This window comes from Bacillus sp. G16, assembly GCF_021282335.1.
In the GTDB taxonomy this organism is placed as follows: Bacteria; Bacillota; Bacilli; order Bacillales; family Bacillaceae; genus Bacillus; species Bacillus inaquosorum.
Map to the genome: position 1 here is coordinate 1 of NZ_JAJSOZ010000017.1, position 21,618 is coordinate 21,618.

Annotated in this window: 20 protein-coding genes and 2 pseudogenes; 9 read left to right on the forward strand and 13 right to left on the reverse strand. The window is 47.6% G+C overall.

The annotated features are described in order from the left end of the window. Positions 1-144 precede the first annotated feature (144 nt). On the reverse strand, positions 145-702 hold the full coding sequence (locus tag LWH95_RS17450) for a DUF2777 domain-containing protein (protein WP_232920071.1): 558 nt from the start codon (positions 700-702) through the stop codon (positions 145-147). A gap of 168 nt (positions 703-870) precedes the next feature. On the opposite strand from LWH95_RS17450, the gene asnB reads away from it, so the two are divergent. Together asnB and LWH95_RS17460 are read left to right on the forward strand one after the other, a co-directional pair. Beyond that, a complete protein-coding gene (asnB, locus tag LWH95_RS17455; RefSeq protein ID WP_232920072.1) occupies positions 871-2,715 on the forward strand; it encodes an asparagine synthase (glutamine-hydrolyzing) in 1,845 nt (614 codons plus the stop codon). A gap of 81 nt (positions 2,716-2,796) precedes the next feature. Then, positions 2,797-3,626: pseudogene (locus LWH95_RS17460) on the forward strand (phytoene/squalene synthase family protein). Positions 3,627-3,655: 29 nt separating this feature from the next. Here the strand turns inward: LWH95_RS17460 and LWH95_RS17465 are convergent. After that, the gene (locus tag LWH95_RS17465) at positions 3,656-5,023 is read right to left on the reverse strand and encodes an MATE family efflux transporter (RefSeq protein WP_088111177.1); all 1,368 of its coding nucleotides are present in this window, start codon (positions 5,021-5,023) and stop codon (positions 3,656-3,658) included. Positions 5,024-5,146: 123 nt separating this feature from the next. On the opposite strand from LWH95_RS17465, the gene LWH95_RS17470 reads away from it, so the two are divergent. From LWH95_RS17470 to iolX, 3 genes are all read left to right on the forward strand, one after another. Continuing rightward, positions 5,147-6,010 (forward strand): AraC family transcriptional regulator, encoded by an 864-nt coding sequence (locus tag LWH95_RS17470; protein WP_100275019.1) that lies wholly within the window; start codon positions 5,147-5,149, stop codon positions 6,008-6,010. Positions 6,011-6,027: 17 nt separating this feature from the next. Then, positions 6,028-7,041 (forward strand): transcriptional regulator DegA, encoded by a 1,014-nt coding sequence (gene degA / locus LWH95_RS17475; protein ID WP_232920073.1) that lies wholly within the window; start codon positions 6,028-6,030, stop codon positions 7,039-7,041. A gap of 208 nt (positions 7,042-7,249) precedes the next feature. Beyond that, the gene (iolX, locus tag LWH95_RS17480) at positions 7,250-8,278 is read left to right on the forward strand and encodes a scyllo-inositol 2-dehydrogenase (protein WP_232920074.1); all 1,029 of its coding nucleotides are present in this window, start codon (positions 7,250-7,252) and stop codon (positions 8,276-8,278) included. A 41-nt stretch (positions 8,279-8,319) separates the two neighbouring features. Here iolX and LWH95_RS17485 read toward each other — a convergent pair whose 3' ends face one another. Then, the gene (locus tag LWH95_RS17485; protein ID WP_133487985.1) at positions 8,320-8,829 is read right to left on the reverse strand and encodes a DinB family protein; all 510 of its coding nucleotides are present in this window, start codon (positions 8,827-8,829) and stop codon (positions 8,320-8,322) included. Positions 8,830-8,878: 49 nt separating this feature from the next. Then, positions 8,879-9,528 (reverse strand): annotated as a pseudogene (locus tag LWH95_RS17490) (LysE family transporter). Positions 9,529-9,607: 79 nt separating this feature from the next. Here LWH95_RS17490 and pdxR point away from each other — a divergent pair. Next, complete coding sequence (gene pdxR, locus LWH95_RS17495) at positions 9,608-11,059, forward strand: MocR-like pyridoxine biosynthesis transcription factor PdxR (RefSeq protein ID WP_232920076.1); 1,452 nt, start codon at positions 9,608-9,610, stop codon at positions 11,057-11,059. A 7-nt stretch (positions 11,060-11,066) separates the two neighbouring features. On the opposite strand, the gene LWH95_RS17500 is transcribed toward pdxR, so the two are convergent. Beyond that, positions 11,067-11,705, reverse strand: coding sequence for a pentapeptide repeat-containing protein (locus tag LWH95_RS17500; protein ID WP_232920077.1), 639 nt, complete (start codon positions 11,703-11,705; stop codon positions 11,067-11,069). A gap of 204 nt (positions 11,706-11,909) precedes the next feature. Here LWH95_RS17500 and LWH95_RS17505 point away from each other — a divergent pair, with 204 nt between their 5' ends. Next, a complete protein-coding gene (locus LWH95_RS17505; RefSeq protein WP_232920078.1) occupies positions 11,910-12,716 on the forward strand; it encodes an alpha/beta fold hydrolase in 807 nt (268 codons plus the stop codon). Between the two features lie 28 nt (positions 12,717-12,744). Here LWH95_RS17505 and cysC read toward each other — a convergent pair whose 3' ends face one another. The 3 genes from cysC to LWH95_RS17520 all read right to left on the reverse strand — a co-directional run bounded on the left by cysC (position 12,745) and on the right by LWH95_RS17520 (position 15,329). Beyond that, positions 12,745-13,344 carry an adenylyl-sulfate kinase gene (cysC, locus tag LWH95_RS17510; RefSeq protein WP_019258017.1) on the reverse strand — a complete coding sequence of 200 codons (600 nt, stop codon included), beginning with the start codon at positions 13,342-13,344 and terminating at the stop codon, positions 12,745-12,747. Then, positions 13,341-14,510 (reverse strand): sulfate adenylyltransferase, encoded by a 1,170-nt coding sequence (gene sat / locus LWH95_RS17515; protein ID WP_232920079.1) that lies wholly within the window; start codon positions 14,508-14,510, stop codon positions 13,341-13,343. Before sat ends, cysC begins: the two co-directional genes overlap by 4 nt. 105 nt (positions 14,511-14,615) lie before the next feature. Further along, positions 14,616-15,329, reverse strand: coding sequence for a phosphoadenylyl-sulfate reductase (locus tag LWH95_RS17520; protein WP_232920080.1), 714 nt, complete (start codon positions 15,327-15,329; stop codon positions 14,616-14,618). Between the two features lie 189 nt (positions 15,330-15,518). On the opposite strand from LWH95_RS17520, the gene LWH95_RS17525 reads away from it, so the two are divergent. Together LWH95_RS17525 and LWH95_RS17530 are read left to right on the forward strand one after the other, a co-directional pair. Next, positions 15,519-16,205: a 2-phosphosulfolactate phosphatase gene (locus tag LWH95_RS17525; RefSeq protein WP_060398347.1), complete on the forward strand. Its 687-nt coding sequence runs from the start codon at positions 15,519-15,521 to the stop codon at positions 16,203-16,205. Further along, positions 16,202-16,960 (forward strand): phosphosulfolactate synthase, encoded by a 759-nt coding sequence (locus LWH95_RS17530; protein WP_133487974.1) that lies wholly within the window; start codon positions 16,202-16,204, stop codon positions 16,958-16,960. Before LWH95_RS17525 ends, LWH95_RS17530 begins: the two co-directional genes overlap by 4 nt. A gap of 44 nt (positions 16,961-17,004) precedes the next feature. Here LWH95_RS17530 and LWH95_RS17535 read toward each other — a convergent pair whose 3' ends face one another. The 5 genes from LWH95_RS17535 to LWH95_RS17555 form a co-directional block, all read right to left on the reverse strand. After that, complete coding sequence (locus LWH95_RS17535) at positions 17,005-17,634, reverse strand: YitT family protein (RefSeq protein WP_029316808.1); 630 nt, start codon at positions 17,632-17,634, stop codon at positions 17,005-17,007. Between the two features lie 95 nt (positions 17,635-17,729). Then, positions 17,730-18,845: a mandelate racemase/muconate lactonizing enzyme family protein gene (locus LWH95_RS17540; RefSeq protein ID WP_133487972.1), complete on the reverse strand. Its 1,116-nt coding sequence runs from the start codon at positions 18,843-18,845 to the stop codon at positions 17,730-17,732. Between the two features lie 8 nt (positions 18,846-18,853). After that, positions 18,854-20,122, reverse strand: coding sequence for an MFS transporter (locus tag LWH95_RS17545; RefSeq protein ID WP_060398350.1), 1,269 nt, complete (start codon positions 20,120-20,122; stop codon positions 18,854-18,856). 111 nt (positions 20,123-20,233) lie between these two features. Further along, a complete protein-coding gene (locus LWH95_RS17550) occupies positions 20,234-21,085 on the reverse strand; it encodes a GNAT family N-acetyltransferase (protein ID WP_133487970.1) in 852 nt (283 codons plus the stop codon). A gap of 4 nt (positions 21,086-21,089) precedes the next feature. After that, positions 21,090-21,539 carry a GNAT family N-acetyltransferase gene (locus LWH95_RS17555; RefSeq protein WP_232920081.1) on the reverse strand — a complete coding sequence of 150 codons (450 nt, stop codon included), beginning with the start codon at positions 21,537-21,539 and terminating at the stop codon, positions 21,090-21,092. Between the last annotated feature and the right edge of the window lie 79 nt (positions 21,540-21,618).

Consider the following 21,618-nt stretch of genomic DNA (forward strand, 5'->3'; position numbering starts at 1 on the left):
CACTTCAACCGGATAACTCACTCTTGTCCCCATAGAAAAAACACCTCCAAGTCTAATTTCGGATAACAATCATCCGTATTCAAACTTGAAGGTGTTTTTATTTGTCTCATCTTATGGGGTCAGTCCCTCCCAGCACCGCTTTTTTTATTTGCGCCCCCGCTGGACCGCTGAATACATAATGGATCGCTTTCCATTTGATGCCGTCCATTCGAACCGGTCTCCCGTCCCTTCGCTGCTGTAGTGATGCTGCACCGCGCATTGGGCGGTATCATTTGAAAAGTGATAAAAAGAAACACCCTGCTCCTCCGAAATATTCGAAAAAACGCCTTTATTATAAGAAAACACACAATCAAATACCGATAAGCCGAAGCTGTGCAAGTGCTGCAAAAATGCGAGAAAGGTTTCGTCATCAAGCGAATCTAAAAGCGCCATGAGCGGCCGCTTGACTGATTTTTCATAGCGGATGCGTTCCCCGCCGGAAAGGGAGATGTTTTCTTCACCGCATGCCAGAATCAATTGGTCCTGAAAGTCGGCCTGCTCCCACTTTCCTTTATGCTGTATCCAGATTGGGCTGTGATGGAGACTGTCCGCCAGCAGTATATCGCCTTCCTCGTTTTCGATTAAACAGTTGCCGTCTTCGATGAGGATGGTGCCGTACTCCCACTTTCGTTCCTCTGTATATATCAATTGTTTCCGTTTCATACATGCTGTCTCCTTTTCTTCTTTCCTCTCCTTTCTATCCAATTCAAGCCTGTCCCATACAACTCTTTTATGGACAAATCAACTATCTGCCTAAAGATGCATAAACTTACTAAGGTGCTGAAAGAAACGAAATTGTTACGAAAGAAACGGGATTGGAGCTGATATCACATGTGTGGAATTACGGGTTGGGTCGATTTTAAAAAGCAGCTCGTCCAGGAAAAACAAACGATCAACAGAATGACAGACACTCTTTCCAAACGGGGGCCTGATGATTCTAACGTTTGGGGAGAGCATCATGTTTTATTCGGACATAAAAGGCTTGCGGTCGTTGATATAGAAGGCGGGCGCCAGCCGATGGCATGCACCTTTAAAGGAAATACGTACACCATTATTTATAATGGCGAGCTGTATAACACGGAAGATCTGCGCAAAGAATTGCGGGCGCGGGGCCATCAGTTCGAGCGGACATCAGATACCGAGGTGCTGCTGCACAGCTACATTGAATGGCAGGAAGACTGTGTAGACCATCTCAATGGCATATTCGCTTTTGCTGTGTGGGATGAAAAGCGCGATCTGCTGTTTGCGGCGAGAGACCGTCTCGGTGTGAAGCCGTTTTTTTATACGAAGCAAGGCTCTTCTTTTCTCTTCGGGTCGGAAATCAAAGCGATCCTTGCACACCCTGATATAAAAGCGCGGGTGGACAGAACAGGACTTTCTGAAATTTTCGGGCTTGGGCCGTCCAGAACCCCGGGCACCGGCGTATTTAAAGGCATAAAAGAAGTCCGGCCGGCCCATGCGCTGACGTTTTCTAAAGACGGGCTGAACATTTGGCGTTATTGGAATGTCCAAAGCGAAAAACATACGGATGGCTTTGGTGATACTGTTGCCAATGTCAGATCGTTGTTTCAGGATGCGGTGACGCGGCAGCTTGTGTCGGATGTGCCGGTTTGCACATTCCTATCAGGCGGACTGGACTCAAGCGCCATTACTGCGATCGCGGCAGGCCATTTTGAAAAGGAAGGGAAAGCGCCGCTTCATACTTATTCGATTGATTACGAAGAGAACGATAAATTTTTTCAAGCGAGTGCCTTTCAGCCCAATGATGACGGACCATGGATTGAAAAAATGACAGAGGCCTTCGGCACGACGCATCACAAATGCGTGATCAGCCAAAAAGATCTCGTCGATCATTTGGAGGAAGCCGTACTGGTCAAAGACTTGCCGGGAATGGCTGATGTTGACTCGTCCCTGCTGTGGTTTTGCCGGGAAATCAAAAAGGACTTTGTCGTCAGCCTGTCGGGAGAGTGCGCGGATGAGATTTTCGGCGGGTATCCGTGGTTCCATATGGCTGACGTTGAGTCGGGCTTTCCATGGATGAGATCGACAGAGGAGCGGATCAAGCTGCTTTCTGATTCATGGCAGAACAAATTGAATCTCAAAGAATACGTAAATGCCAAATACGAAGAAACCTTGGCAGAAACGCCATTATTAGACGGAGAAACGGGTGTGGACAAAGCAAGAAGACAGCTGTTCTATTTAAATATGCTTTGGTTTATGACGAATCTTTTGGATCGCAAGGACCGGATGAGCATGGGGGCGAGCCTTGAAGTGCGGGTGCCGTTCGCCGATCACCGGCTCGTGGAATATGTCTGGAATATCCCGTGGGAAATGAAAATGCATGACAATCGGGAGAAAGGCATTTTTCGTAAAGCGCTCGAGGGCATTTTGCCTAATGACATTCTGTATCGCAAAAAAAGCCCATATCCGAAAACACACCACCCGGAATATACAAAAGGCGTCAGCGAATGGCTGAAAACGATCAGAAGCCAAAAGGACTCCGTGCTCCATACCCTGCTCGATAGAAAACAATTGGATCAGCTCTTAGAAACGGAAGGCTCCTCCTTCAAGGTTCCATGGTACGGGCAGCTCATGAAGGGGCCTCAGCTGATCGCCCACCTTGCTCAAATTCATACATGGTTTGAAGCGTATCGCATTGATATTGATGAGGGATAAAGAAAAAGCCGATTCTGCGCAAAGGAATCGGCTTTTTCTTCATATACAATTGCGAGAAAACATAATAGACTTGAAGAAGCAGTGATACATAGGAGTGAAAAGAAATGACAGAGATAAAAGAAGTCTATCAGCAATGCGGCCAGATCGTCAGCGCCCGCGAATCAGCCTGTTACAAAGCATTCTCGTTTCTCCCGCTGAAGCAAAGGCAGGCAGCTTGGGCGGTTATGGCGTTTTGCCATACGGCAGCCAATGCGGATGAGAAGGCGTTATCTGCCATTGAAGCTGAGGCTGAGCATGTTTTTTCCGGGACATATAACGGGAATCATGTTTTATGGAAGGCTTTCAGCCACGCGTATCAGACCTTTACATTGGACAGCGAGCCATTCCGTGAGTTCATTACCGCACAGAAAGCGGAAGATAAACCGTTCGAAAGCCTTGATGAACTGCTCATGCACGCATACCAGACGGGCGGCTCGGCCGGATTGATGCTTCTCCCGACTATGGCGCGCCGGAATCAGGAACAGCTTACACATGCAGCCGGCTCTCTCGGTTTAGCGATTCAGCTGATTCGGCTTCTGAGAGATATCGGCACGGACCAACAGCAAAAAAACCGCATCCCCCGGCAGGTGATGCAGCAATTTGGATATACAGAGGACGACCTTCAAAATGGCGTCGTGAATAAGGCGTTTACAATGACATGGGAGTATATCGCTTTTGAAGCGGAAGCCTATCTTGAGGAGTGTGTGGATGCATTGCCGCTATTTCCGTTATATTCACAAAAAACGGTGAAAGCCGCTCTTCATTTGTACCGGGCTGTTTTAGAAAAAATCCGGGCGGAGCAGTATGATGTATTTCAACATCAATACGCCCTCACAGAGAATGAAGTGAAGCGGATTCTGTCTGACATATAAAAAAACACCCGGCCTTATTGAGCCGGGTGTTACGCCATTCCTTTTTGAATCCAGATACGGGAGCGCCATCTTCTGTACATTAAGATTCCACGGACCCATTCGTCCGCAATAAAGGAAATCCAAACGCCGGCAAGACCGAAACCGAGGTGGATGCCGAATAGATAAGCAAGCGGGAGGCCGATGCCCCACATCGAAATCATTGCCATGTAAACCGGGAATTTCGCATCCCCCGCGGCACGCAGGGAGTTAATGATAATGACATTAAACGAGCGGCCCGGTTCAAGGATAATTGTCATGGCAATTAAAAGACTCGCAGTCGCAATAATATCAGGGCTTTGTGTAAAGATGCCGATCAGGTCTTTTGAAAAGATCGTCATCAAAACCGATGTAGCCGCAGCAATTCCGAGTGCCCAATATAAGCTCTTCATGCAGCGCTCATACGCGGCATCAAACTGTTTGCCGCCGATATAGCGGCCAATTAAAATTTGTGTGCCCTGGCTGATTGCAGTGCCGAACAGCAAAATAAACATCGTAATATTTTGCGTATACACTTTTGTTGTCAAAGCCTGTGCGCCCATGATGGCAATAAAATAAGTCACAATCATTTGCGAAAGGTTGTATGAAAGCTGTTCTCCCGCAGAAGGGATGCCGATTTTCAGCAGCTTGCGCAAATGCTCTTTATGCATATGAAAGACTTTTTTCAATGACATCTTCAGCTGGATGCGTTTGTTGACAATGACAATCATCGCGATTAATCCGATGACGCGGGCGATAGATGTGGACATGGCCACACCGGCGACGCCGAGAACAGGAAAGCCGAACAGACCGAAAATCACAACAAAGTTTCCGGCAATGTTTAAAATGTTCATGCCGATTGTGACAAACATTGTATCTTTTGTGTAGCCGTAGCTTTTTAAGATCGCGCTAAATGTCATGATTAAAGCCTGAATAAAGGACAGGCCTCCGACAACTTGTAAAAAGACCTTCGCATCAGGCATCAGCTCGTTTGATAATCCCATCATATGAAGCAGAGGGACAGCCGCGAAAAAGACGACGGCGCTGATGGCAAGGCTGATGAAGAAGTTGGCGCCGATTGACACATAAGCGACTTCCATGGCTTCTTTCTTTTGCCGTGACCCTAAAAATTGTGAAATGATCACAGTCGTTCCTGTTGCGATAAAGCTGAACATCACGATAATTAAATTCAAAATCTGGTTGCTGACACCGACCGCAGCCACGCTGTTATCTGAGTATTGGCTGAGCATGAGTGTATCGGCATTACCCATAAACATATATAATGAGACCTCAATAAAGATCGGCCAAGTAAGCGAAAATAATGAGAACGATTTGTCAGCGGGTTTTTTCAAAGCAGTTGATTTGAAGACAGCTTGTTTCATAGTGTCTAACCCCTTTCGTAAATAAAATCAACGTTTTAAAGTGTACCTCCATTTCCTTATAATAAAAAGGGAGAGAAACGATACTTCTTGCAAAAATCCGACTTAATAAGGAGGATGATCAAAATGCCTCGTATCCTGTTTACAGTCCCGCCTTTTCCGGTCTTTATCGCAGCCGGAGAAGGGGTTTTTAAAAGGGGAGAAACCCATGTGAAGCGCGTTTTTTCTGTATTTGATCTGATATACGTCAAGCAGGGAACGCTTTATATAACGGAAAATGAAAAATCATTCTCTGTTGAAGGCGGCGAGTACATCTTGCTTTCTCCCGGTCTTGAACACTATGGGACGAAGGGCAGTGATGAAGCAACCTCCTATTATTGGCTTCACTTTGATGAACATCGATATGAATTTACGGCAAAGGGAGGGAGCAACTGGTCTGAGCTTCAGCAGGAAAAAGGGAGCTTCGAGACGCCGGCCCGCTACGGCCTGGCTTTGCCGAGAAAAGGCAAGGTGCAGCGCCCGCAGTTTATGGCGCAGCAGTTTGAAAGGCTCATAGATTACTCTGCGGAAAACTCCGATTTGCCGCTTAGAAAGCAAATCTTATTTGAGGAGCTGATGCTGCATCTTCAAAAAGAGGCGTTTCAAATTCCGTCTGCGAAAGAGCGGGTTGCCTGGGAGGCGGCCCGGTACTTACAGGAGCATTTTAAGGAGAAGACGACAATCAAGGATCTCTCGCTCGCCCTTCACTATAATCAGGATTATGTGAGCCGCTGCATGCAGCAGGTGCTCGGCGTCACACCGGCGCAGTACACGAACCGGGTGAGAATGACGGAAGCGAAGCGCCTTTTATCCTCTACAAATGATAAAATGGGCGTCATTGCGGAAACGGTCGGAATGGAAGACCCGACATACTTTTCAAAACTCTTTAAGCAGATAGAAGGCATTTCACCAATTGAATACCGGAAAATTGTCAGCCGGAAAGTTCAATAACCAGACGAGGGATGAACATGAAAACAACAATCTACGATGTGGCAAGGGCGGCGGGGGTCTCGATCACAACTGTGTCGCGTGTCATTAACAATACTGGCAGAATCAGCGGCAAAACGCGGCAGAAGGTGATGAATGTCATGAAGGAAATGGCATACACGCCCAATGTCCACGCCGCGGCGTTAACGGGAAAACGGACGAATATGATCGCTCTCGTGGCGCCTGATATTTCAAATCCGTTTTACGGCGAACTTGCCAAAAGCATTGAGGAAAGAGCGGATGAGCTAGGTTTTCAAATGATGATTTGCAGCACCGATTACGATCCAAAAAAAGAAACGAAATATTTTTCAGTGCTGAAGCAGAAAAAGGTGGACGGGATTATTTTTGCGACAGGAATTGAGAATCATGGCAGCATGTCTGCTTTGGAGGAAATCGCCAGCGAGCAAATTCCGCTTGCCATGATTTCTCAGGATAAGCCGCTGCTTCCGATGGATATTGTCGTGATGGATGACGTTCGTGGCGGGTATGAGGCTGCCAAGCATCTTCTGTCACTCGGCCACACGAACATCGCCTGCATTGTGGGAGACGGGTCAACGACGGGTGAAAAAAACAGAATCAAAGGTTTCCGCCAGGCGATGGAGGAAGCGGGCGTGCCTGTCGATGAATCGCTTATCATCCCGACGCGATTTTCTTTGGAAAGCGGCAAGGAAGAAGCGGGAAAATTGCTGGACAGGAATGCCCCAACGGCTATTTTTGCCTTCAACGACGTATTGGCTTGCGCCGCCATACAAGCTGCGAGAATGAGAGGCATAAAAGTGCCCGATGACCTTTCCATCATCGGTTTTGATAACACGATACTTGCAGAAATGGCTGCCCCGCCCCTGACCACCGTGGCCCAGCCGATTAAAGATATGGGGCGGAGCGTCATCGAACTGCTGGCAGAAGCAATCGAAGGAAAACGAAATACGAAACAAAAAATAGTGCTGCCGCCTGAGCTTGTGGTCAGACATTCTACAGCACCACTCAAAACATGAGCCCGCAAATGAGCGGGTTCTTTTCATTTTGACAGTTGAAGCTAAAAAATATATTGCGTGTAAACAAGAGGCGGTGTAAAATGAAATCATCTTTTGAGAAAGCGCTTGCGCAATGTGTTAAAGCGGATTGAACCGCTGCTTTTTTAGCTGGTAAGAGAAAGCGCTTTCTCGAATCGATCCTGAAATGAGATAAAGGAGAGGATGGGACGTGGAACATCAAGTAAGATGCGCAGTATTGGGGTTAGGAAGGCTCGGTTATTATCATGCGAAAAATCTCGTCACCAGTGTTCCGGGGGCAAAACTGGTCATTGTCGGTGACCCGTTGAAAGGGAGAGCGGAGCAGGTGGCCAGAGAATTCGGTATCGAAGAATGGTCAGAGGACCCATACGAGTTGTTAGAAGATCCCGGCATTGACGCTGTCATTATCGTAACGCCGACAAGCACACATGGCGATATGATCATAAAAGCAGCGGAGAACGGTAAGCAAATCTTCGTTGAAAAACCGCTGACATTAAGCCTTGAGGAATCAAAAGCAGTTTCTGAAAAAGTGAAAGAGACAGGTGTCATTTGCCAAGTCGGCTTTATGAGGCGGTTCGATCCCGCGTACGCAGATGCCAAACGGCGGATCGACGCTGGGGAAATCGGCAAACCCATCTATTATAAAGGGTTTACGCGTGATCAAGGAGCGCCTCCCGCAGAGTTTATCAAACACAGCGGCGGGATCTTTATTGACTGCTCTATCCATGACTATGATATTGCCCGTTATTTGCTCGGTGCGGAGATCACTTCTGTTTCGGGACACGGCAGGATCTTGAACAACCCGTTTATGGAGCAGTACGGCGATGTGGATCAGGCGCTGACATATATAGAATTTGACTCCGGCGCAGCGGGGGATGTCGAGGCAAGCAGAACCTCTCCATACGGACATGACATCCGTGCGGAAGTTATCGGGACAGAGGGCAGTATTTTCATAGGGACATTGAGAAATCAACATGTGACCATCCTGTCGGCGAAAGGGAGCACCTATGATATTATCCCAGACTTTCAAACTCGTTTTCATGAAGCCTACTGCTTAGAGCTGCAGCACTTTGCCGAGTGTGTTCGGAATGGAACAACGCCGATCGTGACGGATGTCGATGCAACGATCAATTTAGAAGTCGGCATTGCCGCGACCAATTCGTATCGAAGCGGCAGGCCCGTACAGCTGGATGTGAAGCGTGCTTGCACCGGTTTGTAAGCGTTGTTAATTCTTATTCCGATCAAAAAAGCAAGGGCAGCTTAACCCTTGCTTTCTCTCTTTTCATATAAATAGTACATATAATCAGTAGGAACGCCTGAATGGCCAAGCTGTCTCAGCATTGCAGTCACGTTCCCTCTGTGATAAGTGCCGTGATTGACGACATGCAGGATGATGTCTGCATAGGTTGTTTCCAGTGTCCCGAGTTTCGGATGTTTCATTGAGAAGGTCTGTTCTAAGTCTATCTGTCGGCTGAAGAAATCATGATACTGTGCCTCCAACTCGGAAGCATGCTGTTTAATCGCTGCCATATCACCTTGCGCGGACTCGAATTTGCCTACGCTGTCTATGATCTCTTGGTAGGCAACTTCCGAAAGAACGTTCAGCCAAATGTAGTCAGCCCTGCACATATGAAGCAGCACGTCGCTGACAGAAGGGAATACGCTCTTTACTTCTTGATAAGCAGTTTCCTCCGGAAGTTTTTCGATATGGTTAAATATTCGCTTGTTTGCCCAAGAATGGTAGTCATAAAACTGTTTTGCATCAGTCATTAGCATTGCCTCCTTTTCTAAGACATTCGCTGTTTCAATTGTTTTTCCTTCAATTGCTGAAGAGCGATGCCCCGAAATATCCTGCTGCTGCCCACATCACCACAGCAGAGCATTTGTTTACAATCAGCATAAGCCTGCCGCTCGTATCTATCGTCTGAAACAGCCGGCCCGCTATCGCAAGACTGATAAACCAAAACCAAGAGACAGTGACACAGGCAGCCATAAAGAGCCATTTCTCAAGCCCAGAATATTGGAGTGAGCTTGCGCCGATGACACCGATCGTGTCCAGAATAGCGTGTGGATTTAATAGAGAAACGGCGGCCGCAAACGCAGCTTGTTTTTTAGCTGTGAACGTATTTTTCTCATTTTGGTTTGCTTTCGGACGGCTGTTCCATGTCACCCAGCCCATATAGAGAAGAAATAAAAATCCCCCGGCCATCATTACCGTTTCATACACAGGCACCTGCTGCACAATGACAGATACACCAGCAACCGCTGACACAATGAGCAGGGTATCGCAGACAGAAGCGCTGATGACGGCGGGGAGTGCCCGCCAAATATGCCTTTGCCACGCTCCTTGCTGAAAAATAAACACATTCTGCGCTCCCAGCGGCAAAATCAAGCCAAACGCTAGCACAACTCCGTGGATGATTGCATTCATGCTGAAAAAACTCCCCTCACATCTGTTGTTTCAATCATAAGGGAGATTTTCTATCAAGTCTCCGGCCATTTGGTTGGGTTTAGAACCAGCCAAATGTATAATGTGAAAAAAGGGGGCATGACTATGTTGCAATGGCAGCCAAGCCGAGATTCGGATATTCCGCTGCATCGGCAGATTGAACAATACATGAAAGACAAAATTCTTCACGGAGAGTGGGCTGTAGGGACGAAAATCCCTTCACAGAGAACGCTGGCCGACATGTTTCAAGTCAACCGCAGCACAGTGACAGCAGCCATTGATGAACTCACGTCTCAAGGCCTGTTAGAGGGGAGGAGAGGAGGCGGCACGAAGGTTGTAAACAGTACTTGGAGCGTGCTGGCCGCTGAGCCTCCGCTCGATTGGAGCGATTACGTCCGTTCAGGAATTCATCACCCTAATTCTTCTATCATTCAGGATATAAATGAAAACGAACCAAGAACGGATATCATCAGATTAGGCACAGGAGAGCTTTCACCGGATCTGCTGCCTGCTGATACAATGCGCCGGATGTTTCAGCAGATCAATCCGCACGCTCTGTCTTTAGGATACGAGCAGCCGAAAGGAAACCGTCAGCTGCGGGAGGCGGTGGCGGAGCATTTAAAAGGAAAGCAGATCCATGTGTCACCGTCAGCGATTTTAATTGTGTCCGGCGCGCTTCAGGCGCTTCAGCTCATCTCGATCGGGCTTCTGAAACGAGGTTCTGTCATTTTGACTGAAAAACCTTCTTATCTTCAATCTTTGCATGTGTTTCAATCAGCGGGGATGCGACTTCGCGGCTTGCCGATGGATGAAGCAGGTATCAAAGCGGGGCTTGTTTCTTCTTATCGAAAACAATACGGAGGACAGCTGCTTTACACGATTCCGTCGTTTCATAATCCGACAGGCATTGTCATGTCAGAACAGCGAAGGAAAGAGATCATCAGCCTTTCAAAAAAAGAGCAGCTGCCGATCATTGAGGATGATGCATACGGTGATATATGGTTTGAAGAAAAACCGCCGCAGCCCTTAAAAGCAATGGATCATGAAGGCAATATTCTGTATCTGGGCACTTTTTCAAAAACAGTGAGCCCCGGCCTTCGAATCGGCTGGCTTGTCGGACCGGAGCCGGTCATTGAAAGGCTGGCAGACATTAAAATGCAGACAGACTACGGATCGAGCGGCCTGTCCCAGTGGGCGGCTGCCGAGTGGCTGTCACAGGGGTATTATGAAGAGCATCTGACAAGGATACGGAGGGTGCTAAAACAAAGGAGAGACGCGGCGCTTCATTTTCTTAAGCAGTATGCAGGGGACATCGCGATGTGGCGAATTCCAGCCGGAGGCTTTTATATTTGGGTTACATTTCACAAAACCTTGCCTATCAGCCGTTTCTTTCATGAATTGCTGAAACAGCAGGTGCTGGTGAATCCCGGTTCCATTTATGACGGCGAAGACCGAAACAGCATCAGGCTGTCATATTCCTATGCATCCCTTGCGGATTTGGAAACAGGCATTAAAGCGGCAGCCGATACAGCCCGCCGCCTGATGTCCTAAGCTTTTGTTATACAATGGCAGCTCCCAGCGCCCTGGCGAAAGCAATCGCGTGCTCCGGCGCGATTTTGCAGCCTTTCAATTTGTCGAGGGAGACATGAAGCTGTTCAAAACGGCAGGTGCTGATGTCCATATTTTGAAGGGACGTGCCGGTAAAGCTGGCGCCTTCCAGTTCGCACCCGTCAAAGTGTGATTGCTGGAGCGCCATATTGCTGCACTCACTTTGCATAAGGGCACAGTGATCAAATCGAACTTGTTTCATATTTGAGTACGAAAATGAACTGAAATGTCCGTGGCATTCCTCGAATGAAACATTCCGCAGCGTTGATTCCGCCAAATTCATTCCAACCATTTTTGATTGCTTTACTGAAGTCCTGTGAATGACAGCCCCGCTGAAATCGGCGTTCGACAAATCACATTTTTCAAAGATCACATCGGTCAGTTCGATATGCTGGAAAGATACATCGATAAACACAACATTTCTGAATACCGTTTTTTCCACACAAAGTCTTTCAATATCTTCGCCACAGATTGTACAATCTTCAAACAAATGCATGCTGATCACATCATCCTTCGCCGCGGTTTCGTAAAAATCGGCGATTTGCAGGTTTTCCGGTATGTGCGGTTTTTGAATCACTGTTTTATTCATGTGATGACATCCTTTACTGCCCGGAAACCAGAGGCTTTCGGGATCAATTTAATAGATCGTTATGGAATTTGATACATATAGTAAATCGTGAAGAGCCTTTTCTTGGTACAGCAGCCCGCTTGTTTTGTAAGCATAAATGGAAAGCTTCCTGTACGTCAAGGCGGTTACAGGCCGGGAAAGAAAAGGGAACAGGAGGAATGCGGAATGGGGCATTACGTCAAAACCGAGGAGCATGTGACACTGTTTGTAGAGGATATCGGGCATGGAAGGCCGATCATCTTTTTGCACGGGTGGCCGCTGAATCATAAGATGTTTGAATATCAAATGAATGAGCTTCCGAAAAGAGGATTCCGTTTTATCGGCATTGATTTACGGGGATATGGGCAATCTGATCGTCCGTGGGAAGGCTACGATTATGACACGATGGCAGATGATGTGAAGGCAGTCATTTATACGTTGCAGCTTGAGAACGCGGTTCTTGCCGGTTTTTCGATGGGCGGCGCAATCGCCATCCGTTATATGACAAGGCATGACGGAGCTGATATTGGCAAGCTGATTTTATTGTCTGCAGCGGCGCCCGCATTTACAAAACGACCGGGTTATCCGTACGGGATGAGGAAGCAGGATATTGACGATATGATTGAACAATTCAAAACGGATCGGCCCAATACACTGGCTGATTTAGGGACACGGTTTTTTGAGAAAAACGTGTCTCCGGAGCTCAGACTTTGGTTTCTCAATCTGATGCTGGAGGCTTCCTCCTACGGGACGATTTACTCGGGCATTGCATTAAGAGACGAGGATCTCAGAAAGGATCTTGCATCAATCAAGGTGCCGGCACTGATCCTGCACGGGGGAAAGGATAAAATTGCGCCGTTTGATTTTGCGAAAGAATTGAAGCGCGGCATCAAACAGTCGGAATTGGTTCCGTTTGTAAACAGCGGGCACGGAGCTTTTAATGAAGAAAAAGAGAAGATCAACCGTTTGATTGCACAGTTTGCGGGAACATGAGAAAAAACCCGATATTGATCGGGTTTTTTTATATGATTCCTTTGCTTTGCAGTTCTGTAATGATCAGATCAGCTCCGTCGGAAATAGATGTCTGGTCTGTCTCAATGATGAAATCGGGTGAAAGCGGCGGTTCATACGGGGAATCGATCCCGGTGAAATGTTTGATCTCTCCGTTTCGCGCTTTTTTATAAAGACCTTTCGGATCGCGCTGTTCACAAACGTGCAGCGGGCACTTCACATAAATTTCAAAGAACTCTCCTTCAGGAAAGAGCGCTCTGACCATATCCCGGTCCTCTCTAAATGGAGAAATAAAAGCCGTTAAAATCATTTGCCCGCTGTCTACAAACAGCTTCGCCACTTCTCCGATCCGGCGAATGTTTTCAATCCTGTCTCCAGTCTGAAATCCAAGATCTTTGTTTAAGCCATGGCGGATATTATCGCCGTCAAGCACATAGCTCTGAATGCCCATGCGGTAAAGCTTTTCATCAACAGCATTGGCCAGCACCGACTTTCCTGAGCCAGACAGTCCGGTAAACCAGAGGGCGCAGCTTTTGTGTCCGTTTAAGGACTGTCTGTCAGACTTCGAGATTGCAGCGCGGTGCCAAATGATGTTTGGATTGTGTGTCATTGCAATCCCCCGCTGTTTTGCTGGATGGCAACGGGCTGTTGATGAAGACCCTTGATCAGCACGTTTGCGACCTCAGGTCGGCTGAATTCTTTAGGCGGCTTTTTGCCGTGGCGGAGAAGCTCTCTCACTTTTGTGCCTGATAAGTGGATGTGGTCTCTTGGGCTGTGCGGACATGTTTTCGAGGTGCCCATGTTTCCGCATTTCCGGCAGTAAAAGCTGTGCTCGAAAAACAGCGGCTTGATGCCCAGCTCCTCCTCTGTGAATGATTGAAAAATATTTTGCGCGTCGTATGTTCCGTAATAGCTGCCGACACCCGCGTGATCACGGCCTACAATAAAATGGGTGCAGCCGTAGTTTTTGCGGACGAGGGCATGGAAAATCGCTTCCCGCGGACCTGCATACCTCATGGCAGCAGGGAAAACCGATAACATGACCCGATCCTTTGGATAATAGTGATCAAGCAAAACTTGATAGCTCTCCATTCTGATATCGCTCGGAATATCGTCTGACTTCGTTTCTCCGACAAGCGGGTGAAGCAGCAGACCGTCGACCGTTTCTAACGCTGTTTTTTGAATGTATTCATGCGCTCTGTGAACAGGGTTCCTGGTTTGAAAACCGACAATCGTTTTCCAGCCGAGTTTGTTAAAGGCCGCTCTTGTTTCTGCGGGCGCTGCGTAAAACTGTTCGAAGGATTTGTCGGGAAGGCGGCTGACAACGATAGGCCCTCCGATATAGTAATCCGGACGCTCAAGCAATTTTTTTACGCCTGGGTGGGCAGGGTCGTTTGTTTTAAACACAGACAGTGCTTCCTGTGTTTTATCGGGCTGGTATATATCAATGACTGTGCTCATGCCGTAGGTGATGCCGTCTTTCACAAGCTTGACGCGATCTCCGGCGGACAGCTGTTTTGCTGTTTTTTCTCCGACAGGCAGCGTAATCGGCAGACTCCACGGTAAGCCGTTTGCCAGCCTCATCTCTTTCACAACAGAATGATAATCTTTTTCTCCCAAAAAACCTGTTAACGGGCTGTAGCCGCCGATCGCGATAAGCTCCAGGTCGCTCAGTGCAAGCTGATCCAGCTCCGCTTCGCACGTGCACCCTTCAAAATGGCATACGGGATCGCAGCGGTTGATTAACACCCCTCCGTGGGGCTCGTTTCCATTCAACGTGTTCAACCTCCATTTTTACGTTTCCTTTGTTTTCTTTTCTGCGCTGGCTGAAAACCTCGAGCAGCGCGTCAACATCATTCCATGGCAAGGGCATGCCGGACGCTATTCTTGATGCAGGCCGCATTCTGTTTTCTCCCGTCCGGCCCATCTTCCAGCTCTCTCATCGTTCGGGTCCGCGGAAGGCAATGTACACATTTCACAGCCTATGCTCGGGTAATGTTGATCGTGCAGTTTGTTATAAGGCAAATTGTGCAGGCGGATGTATGTCCAAACGTCATCCCATGTCCAGTGGATGAGCGGGCAAATTTTGATGAGCTTAAACTTTTGATCCAGATTCACGTATTGAATATGCTTTCTCGTAGGCGACTGCTCCCGGCGCAGCCCTGAAATCCAAGCTGACATGCCGGACAGGTGCTTTATCAGCGGTTCGATTTTCCGCAATTGGCAGCATAGATTCGGGTTATGCTTCCACAGCTCACCGCCGTATTGCGTCTCCTGTTCTTTTAAGCTCAGCTCGGGTTCGAGTAACTGGATTGTCAATCCCGGATATCGCTCTTTGACGGTCTCGATCAGCTCATATGTTTCTTGGAAATGCAGCCCTGTATCCAAAAATATGATGTGCGCGTTTTTGTTGATTTTTGATATGAGGTCGAGAAGTACCATCCCTTCTGCGCCAAAGCTGCACGCGTACACAATCTTTTCCCCATATGTTCGGTAAGCCCATTTCAACACATCGAGCTCATCGATCAATTGATCCGTTATCTGCTTGGACAGCGTGTCGTTCCATGTGTCATATGTGATGATTTGTTCGTTCAACGTTTTCCCCCCGTTTGCATCTGTCTGTTTTCTTATCTATTGATCGAGTTATAGGCAGACTATTCATTTTTCACATAAACGTTCAGGGTTTTTAGGGGCGGCGCCGCCTAAAATGAGGGAGCGGAACCATTAAGAGACCGGCTGAATATGCTTTTAAACAAAATGGTTTTATGCCCAAGGAGAGGTATTATGCCGATTACCATTTATCAGGGGCATCATCATTCGCTAGCCCCGGCGGATATTAACATCGTCATTGATGTCATCAGAGCCTTTACGGTCGCCCATTATGCGTTTATCGGCGGGGCGAAAGAGATATTATTGGCCGGAACAGCAGAGGAAGCCTTTGCGCTGAAAGAAACCTATCCGGATTACGTATTGACGGGAGAGGAAAAGGGGGTCGGTATCAGCGGATTTGATTTGGATAATTCTCCAAAACGGATGGCGATGCAGGGTATGGCGGATAAGCGCCTGATCCAGAAAACAACAAACGGCGTCACAGCGGCGTTAGGGGCGCTGAACGCCAAGCATCTGTTCGTGACCGGATTTTCCAACGCCAGAACAACAGCAGAGCATGTGAGAACGCTCGCCGCAAAGGATTGTGTCATGAACATTGTTGCTTCCCATCCGTCTGGTGATGACGACATGGCGTGTGCGGAGTATATCAAGGGCATCATTGAAGGGACAAATGCGGTAACCGCTGCGGAGACGATCGAAAGAATAAAACGCTCTTCTGTTGCGGAGAAATTTTTTGACCGCTGCCAGCCATTGTTTGATCCGGAAGACATCGCGTACTGTACAAAAGAATTAACAGGCGACTTCGTGATGAAAGTGAAACAAGAAAGAGAAGTTCCAACGATAGAGAGGGTCATGATATGAATGATTTTTCACTAGAATTGCCAGTGAGAACAAGCAAGCCGAGAGAAACCGGGCAGACCATTTTAATAGATAACGGCTATCCCTTGCAATTTTTCAAAGATGTGATAACCGCATCGGCCGACTATATTGATTTTGTGAAATTCGGCTGGGGCACATCATTACTTACGAAAGATCTTGAAGAAAAGATCAGCGCGCTGAAAGAGCATGACATTAAATTTTTCTTTGGCGGCACACTGTTTGAGAAGTATGTAAGCCAGAAAAAAGTGAATGAATTTCATCGGTATTGCACCTATTTCGGCTGTGAATATATCGAGATTTCAAACGGTACGCTCCCGATGACGAATAAAGAGAAAGCGGCTTACATTGCCGATTTTTCTGATGAATTTCTTGTGCTCAGTGAGGTGGGCAGCAAGGATGCGGAATTATCAAGCCGGCAAAGCTCTGAGGAATGGCTAGAGTATATCGTTGAGGATATGGAAGCGGGCGCGGAAAAAGTGATTACGGAGGCAAGGGAAAGCGGAACAGGAGGAATATGTTCCAGCAGCGGCGATGTCCGGTTTCAAATTGTCGATGACATCATTTCCTCGGATATTGATATCACCCGGCTGATTTTTGAAGCGCCGAACAAAACGCTCCAGCAAGGATTTATTCAAAGGATCGGGTCGAATGTGAATTTGGCCAATATCCCATTTCATGATGCGATCGCGTTAGAGACGCTGCGTTTAGGGCTAAGATCCGATACGTTTTATTTGTAAAACAGCGGCTGCGGGGCTCTCGTCGTGAAGAGAGCCTCTGCCTATTATTTTTTATGGCGGTACATAGGCGTGAGATAGGGGAGTGAAGTCAGACGGATGTTATAGATGAAGTCGATGACTCTTGTCGATATCACTTGGCATATCAGGGCTTGAATGACGATGCCCCATGCAATAATAGACGCGGTCACCATAAAAATGATGCAATTCATGATGAGCAGGATTGTTCCGGGATTCCCGCCGCGGTAAATGGAAATCATCAGCGCAAGAGCTCCAAATCCTCCGTTTGAAATTTTGTATTTGTATAAAAGTCCGATGCCGAGTCCCAATAACACAGCGCCGCTTGCCAGATCAAGCCACAGGTTTGATGTGATATCCGGAAAAATCGCATCAAAGATCAATACCGAGACAGAGGTGACGGTAATCGAAGCGAGGGTGCCGGTGAATGTTCTCATTTCCAGCCATTTTAAAGCGGTAAAAAGCATCGACACATTCACAGCCCACACTGAAAAACCATGGGGAATTTGAAACAGATAATGCAACAGCACCGCAATACCTGCTGCCCCGCCTGTCGGAATATCATGCGGAAATAAAAACAAGGACATGCCGAGTCCCTGCAGTACGCCTCCTACGACAATCATAAACGTGAGTTTTGCTTTCGTCAGCAGTTCAGCCATTAAGTCATTTACTCCTTTATGAAAAGACTTGTCCGCTGTTTCCATTTTATGAGGCTGTCCATTATTTATGTCTGCAAATAAAGAAATGGCCCAGTTTAATATGCTGAGCCATCCCACTTGTAGCGATTGACGATCTCCATATTGATTTCTGTTCCAATGCCTTTTCCTTTCGGGATGTGAACCGCTCCTTTTGAAGGCTGAAGGCTGACGAGATCTGTAAAAGGATTCTTCATGACGTCCCACTCGATCGGTTCAATTTGATCGTTCTCCATTTTAGACCACGGAGAAAGACAGGCTTGCGCAAATAAAGCATAGAGCCGTGAAAGAGAACCATCATATGCATGGGCGGACGCTCTAACGCCGAAATAACGTGCGAGCTGGAGGCAGTCCCGAAATTCATCAATTCCGTTGACATGCATGACATCGGGCTGAATGATATCCAAACACCGCTGTGAAAGGAGAGGCACAAATTGTGCCGCGCCTTTCATATTTTCTCCACCGGCAACAGGAACAGATAAACGGCTGCGCAGCAAAGCGTAATCCTGCTGCTGATCAAAGGGCAAAGGCTCTTCAAGCCAGCCGATGTTCGTCCATGTTGAGAAATAACGTTCCCATTTCAAAGCGGCTGCGGCGTCGTAGCTTTGGTTTGCGTCCAGAATCATCGTAATGGAGCTGCCGGCCGTATGCTGCAGGGCATTGATGTGACGGACATCTTCCTTAAATGAAGTCCCGCCGATTTTGACTTTAATTTGCTTAAAGCCCTTGTTTAATTGGGTTTCGACACTGGAAACCGAATGGCTGATCCATTGCGGCTGTTCAGAATACGATTGAAAAGAGGCGTATACAGGAATCTCTTCTCTGTACCGCCCGCCCCATAGTTCGCAAACCGAACAATCCGCAGCTTTGGCCGCAATCTCTGTCAGCGCCATGCTCACAGCAGAGGCCGCCCGCTGATGCCATTTTTGAATCGTGCGGACTAATGGCAGTCGGCTGCCGGCCTGTTTTCCTACAAGGTACGGGATGATCCGTTTGGTAAAACCGACATGGAGAGCCGGGAGCCAATCAACGCATTCTCCCCAGCCGTCAATCCCGCTTTCTGTGACAATTCTGATGAGATAGCAAGTTCGATATCGTTTAAACCCGTTTGCGTCGCCGTACGGCTCTTCTAATCGATGCAAAAGCGGAAAGGTCTCAACCCGTTCGATTTTCAAATGGGATGCTACCTTTCCTCAGCTGGCTGAAGCCGATTGCCAGCCATTTTAGGATCTTCTTTTTCTTTTGTTTCTTCTTTGTTTTGATTCACATGGATCAGCAACATCACGAGAATGCCGACAACAAGCGTCAATCCCGCAATGCTCAAAAACATGCCGGGTCTGGACCATTGCATCAGGCGGCCGAAAATCGGAGGCCCGATGGCAACCCCTAAGAAACGAACCGATCCGTACAGCGAGGTCACAAATCCCCGTCTTTCTTTGCCGACAGCTCCGGTAATAAAACTGTTCACACAAGGAAGGACAAGGCCGGAGCCTATACTGCTCAGCACGAGAACGCTGATAAAGAGCACAAGATTCTCAATGAAAGACAATGCCGCATAAGAAACAGTCATAAACGCCAATCCGAGTACGATCAGCTTTTTCATTAATGATTGCTTTTGGCCGATTTTGCTTCCGGTTGTATAAGACGTCACACACATAACCAAAAGCGGGATTGCCAAAATCAAGCCTTTTTTGACGCCGTCGGTATCGTATGTTTTTTCTAAGACATCTGATAGATAAAACAGGATGCCGAATAAAGTAAACAAACAAGTTGCCCCTGCTAAATAAGCTGTAAACAGCCATCTGCCTTCATGTTTAAAAACACTTAACAGCCCTTTCGCATATTTTCCGATCGGGGGCGGTTCTTTTTCCTTTTTCTTTTCTTTAATAAAAATCCACGTCAGCACGATCGAAATGATACAAAACACTGGGAAGGCAAAAAACGCGCCATACCAGACAAGCAGGGCGATAAGCGAGCCAATGATCGGCGAAAGCACTTTCCCCATGCCGTTTGAAGCTTCAACGAGGCCGAGCACCTTGCTTTCCTGGGCGCCTTTAAACAGATCCCCCGTCAGTGCCATCGCAATCGGGCCGGTCCCGGCTGCCCCGATTCCCTGAAGCGCCCGTCCTGCCATGATCCAAGGGTATGCATTATCAAAAAAACCCGCCGCAAACCCGGCTAATAAGCCGCCGGCACCGTACAAAATTAAGCAAGGGATAATGATGATTTTCCTTGAGAATCTGTCAGCGAGATAACCGACAATCGGAATGGCAAACGCCGCAATCAAGGAAAATACTGTGATCACGAGACTGACTTGAAATTGTGATAAATGAAGTTCAGATTTCATTTTTGGCAAAATCGGAATAAGCATCGAGTTTCCAAGTGTTAATATTAAAGGGATTGAACCGATTGCAACAATCGTCATTCCGTTATTTTGTTTTGATGATTCCATCTCAGAGCACACTCCTTTTCTTCTGCTTAGAATGTCCCTGCTGGCTTCGTTTATTCAACGTTCAGACAGCAAAAAACCGAACAGAAAATACCTGTTCGGGAAAAAGGAGGGTTAACCGAGTGCCTGTGAAATTAACGAATATAGGTGTCCATTTTGGTCAGGTAGCCTCTTTTTCTGGTAAAGCATAAGCGGCGGCTCTGCGTCTGCGTGAAATCCCATTTCAATCAGTCTGTCATGAAGAGATGTGTGTTCACCCGGTATATCGATTCGCATCGGACTTTGTTTCCCGGCGGCCAGCCTGTTGATTATTCGTGCAGCAATGTCTGATGACGGAGCGACGATGGGGCCGAATTTCAGATTGGCCGGTGTCTGTACAGACAGGCCGTAGCCAATCAGCTGTCCCTTCTTGTTTCTGATGATGACACATTCTTCCGAAGTGGAAATAAGCTGCTGAAGAAGGTTTGATCGATCTCCGCCAAAAGCTGCCAGATCCGCTGCTGCTAAGTCTTGAAAGTCTTGTTCTCTAAAGGATGTCAGTTCAGCGTCAAGGTGCTTTGCAAAAGGTTGAAAACTGTGGCAGCTGTACTTTCGGACTGAACCCGCTTTATGAAAACCTGCTTTTTCATAAAGCGGCAAACCTTCTTTTGTGGCGCAAAGCCTGATGGCGGTGCTTTCATCCGTTTGGGTGATACACGCGTTTACCATCCGCCGCCCGAGACCGAGCCGTTTGTATTCTTTGTCGACGATGACGAGGCCGATAGAAGCAAGACGGCCAAACAAAAACAAGCCGATGCAGGAGATGATCTCCCCGCGGATGTTTTGATAACCGAAAAAGCGCCCTTGCTGGACCAGCAGTGCCAGCTCTTGTTCACCATAATCCGGCCACCCGGCCTGCTTGCAAAGCCGCAATAAGCCGGGGACATGTTCTTCATGAAGCTCAATCAGCTCATCCATTACGTCCATAAGATCACCTGCTTGTTCCGAGTTTTTTGCACATGACGATATGAGTGCCAATGCCGGGAATCTCAAACGGTTCGCCGCGTTCTTCCCAGCCAAGCTTTGCGTAGTAGCCTTTGACATGTTGTCTTGCATTGCACCAGACCGCCTGCACGCCTTTCTCTACCAGTTTCTGCTCCGCGTGTTTGATCAGCATGCTCCCGGCTTTTTGATCGCGATATCCTTCAAGCGTCGCCATGCCTCTCAGCCGATACGCAGGGGATTCCGTTAATAATGGCTGATTTTGAGGGGAGAAAGAAGCAATGCTGATCAGCGTTCCTTCAAAAAACGCGCCGAGATGAAAAGAGCCTTTCGCATGATCCTGTTCATATTGGCATTGTTCGATGGATTGATGGGGGCGTAGGATACGGTGCCGGATTTCGTAAGTATCTTCCGCGGAAATGGTTTTAACTTTGAGCATGATGTTCCTCCTCATAAACCGATTTTTTATATCGTAACATGAATGCGGTAAAAAAAGACCGCCCGATTGGCTCAGGCAG

Excerpts from the sequence above, each read along its gene's own strand:
- LWH95_RS17500 (WP_232920077.1), bottom strand. The coding sequence starts at position 11,705 with ATGAATAAAACAGTGATTCAAAAACCGCACATACCGGAAAACCTGCAA.
- LWH95_RS17470 (WP_100275019.1), top strand. The coding sequence starts at position 5,147 with ATGCCTCGTATCCTGTTTACAGTCCCGCCTTTTCCGGTCTTTATCGCA.
- degA (WP_232920073.1), top strand. The coding sequence starts at position 6,028 with ATGAAAACAACAATCTACGATGTGGCAAGGGCGGCGGGGGTCTCGATC.
- LWH95_RS17555 (WP_232920081.1), bottom strand. The coding sequence starts at position 21,539 with ATGCTCAAAGTTAAAACCATTTCCGCGGAAGATACTTACGAAATCCGG.
- LWH95_RS17550 (WP_133487970.1), bottom strand. The coding sequence starts at position 21,085 with ATGGACGTAATGGATGAGCTGATTGAGCTTCATGAAGAACATGTCCCC.
- asnB (WP_232920072.1), top strand. The coding sequence starts at position 871 with ATGTGTGGAATTACGGGTTGGGTCGATTTTAAAAAGCAGCTCGTCCAG.
- LWH95_RS17525 (WP_060398347.1), top strand. The coding sequence starts at position 15,519 with ATGCCGATTACCATTTATCAGGGGCATCATCATTCGCTAGCCCCGGCG.
- LWH95_RS17545 (WP_060398350.1), bottom strand. The coding sequence starts at position 20,122 with ATGGAATCATCAAAACAAAATAACGGAATGACGATTGTTGCAATCGGT.
- cysC (WP_019258017.1), bottom strand. The coding sequence starts at position 13,344 with ATGACACACAATCCAAACATCATTTGGCACCGCGCTGCAATCTCGAAG.
- LWH95_RS17505 (WP_232920078.1), top strand. The coding sequence starts at position 11,910 with ATGGGGCATTACGTCAAAACCGAGGAGCATGTGACACTGTTTGTAGAG.
- pdxR (WP_232920076.1), top strand. The coding sequence starts at position 9,608 with ATGACTATGTTGCAATGGCAGCCAAGCCGAGATTCGGATATTCCGCTG.
- LWH95_RS17485 (WP_133487985.1), bottom strand. The coding sequence starts at position 8,829 with ATGACTGATGCAAAACAGTTTTATGACTACCATTCTTGGGCAAACAAG.
- LWH95_RS17535 (WP_029316808.1), bottom strand. The coding sequence starts at position 17,634 with ATGGCTGAACTGCTGACGAAAGCAAAACTCACGTTTATGATTGTCGTA.
- LWH95_RS17465 (WP_088111177.1), bottom strand. The coding sequence starts at position 5,023 with ATGAAACAAGCTGTCTTCAAATCAACTGCTTTGAAAAAACCCGCTGAC.
- LWH95_RS17530 (WP_133487974.1), top strand. The coding sequence starts at position 16,202 with ATGAATGATTTTTCACTAGAATTGCCAGTGAGAACAAGCAAGCCGAGA.
- LWH95_RS17450 (WP_232920071.1), bottom strand. The coding sequence starts at position 702 with ATGAAACGGAAACAATTGATATATACAGAGGAACGAAAGTGGGAGTAC.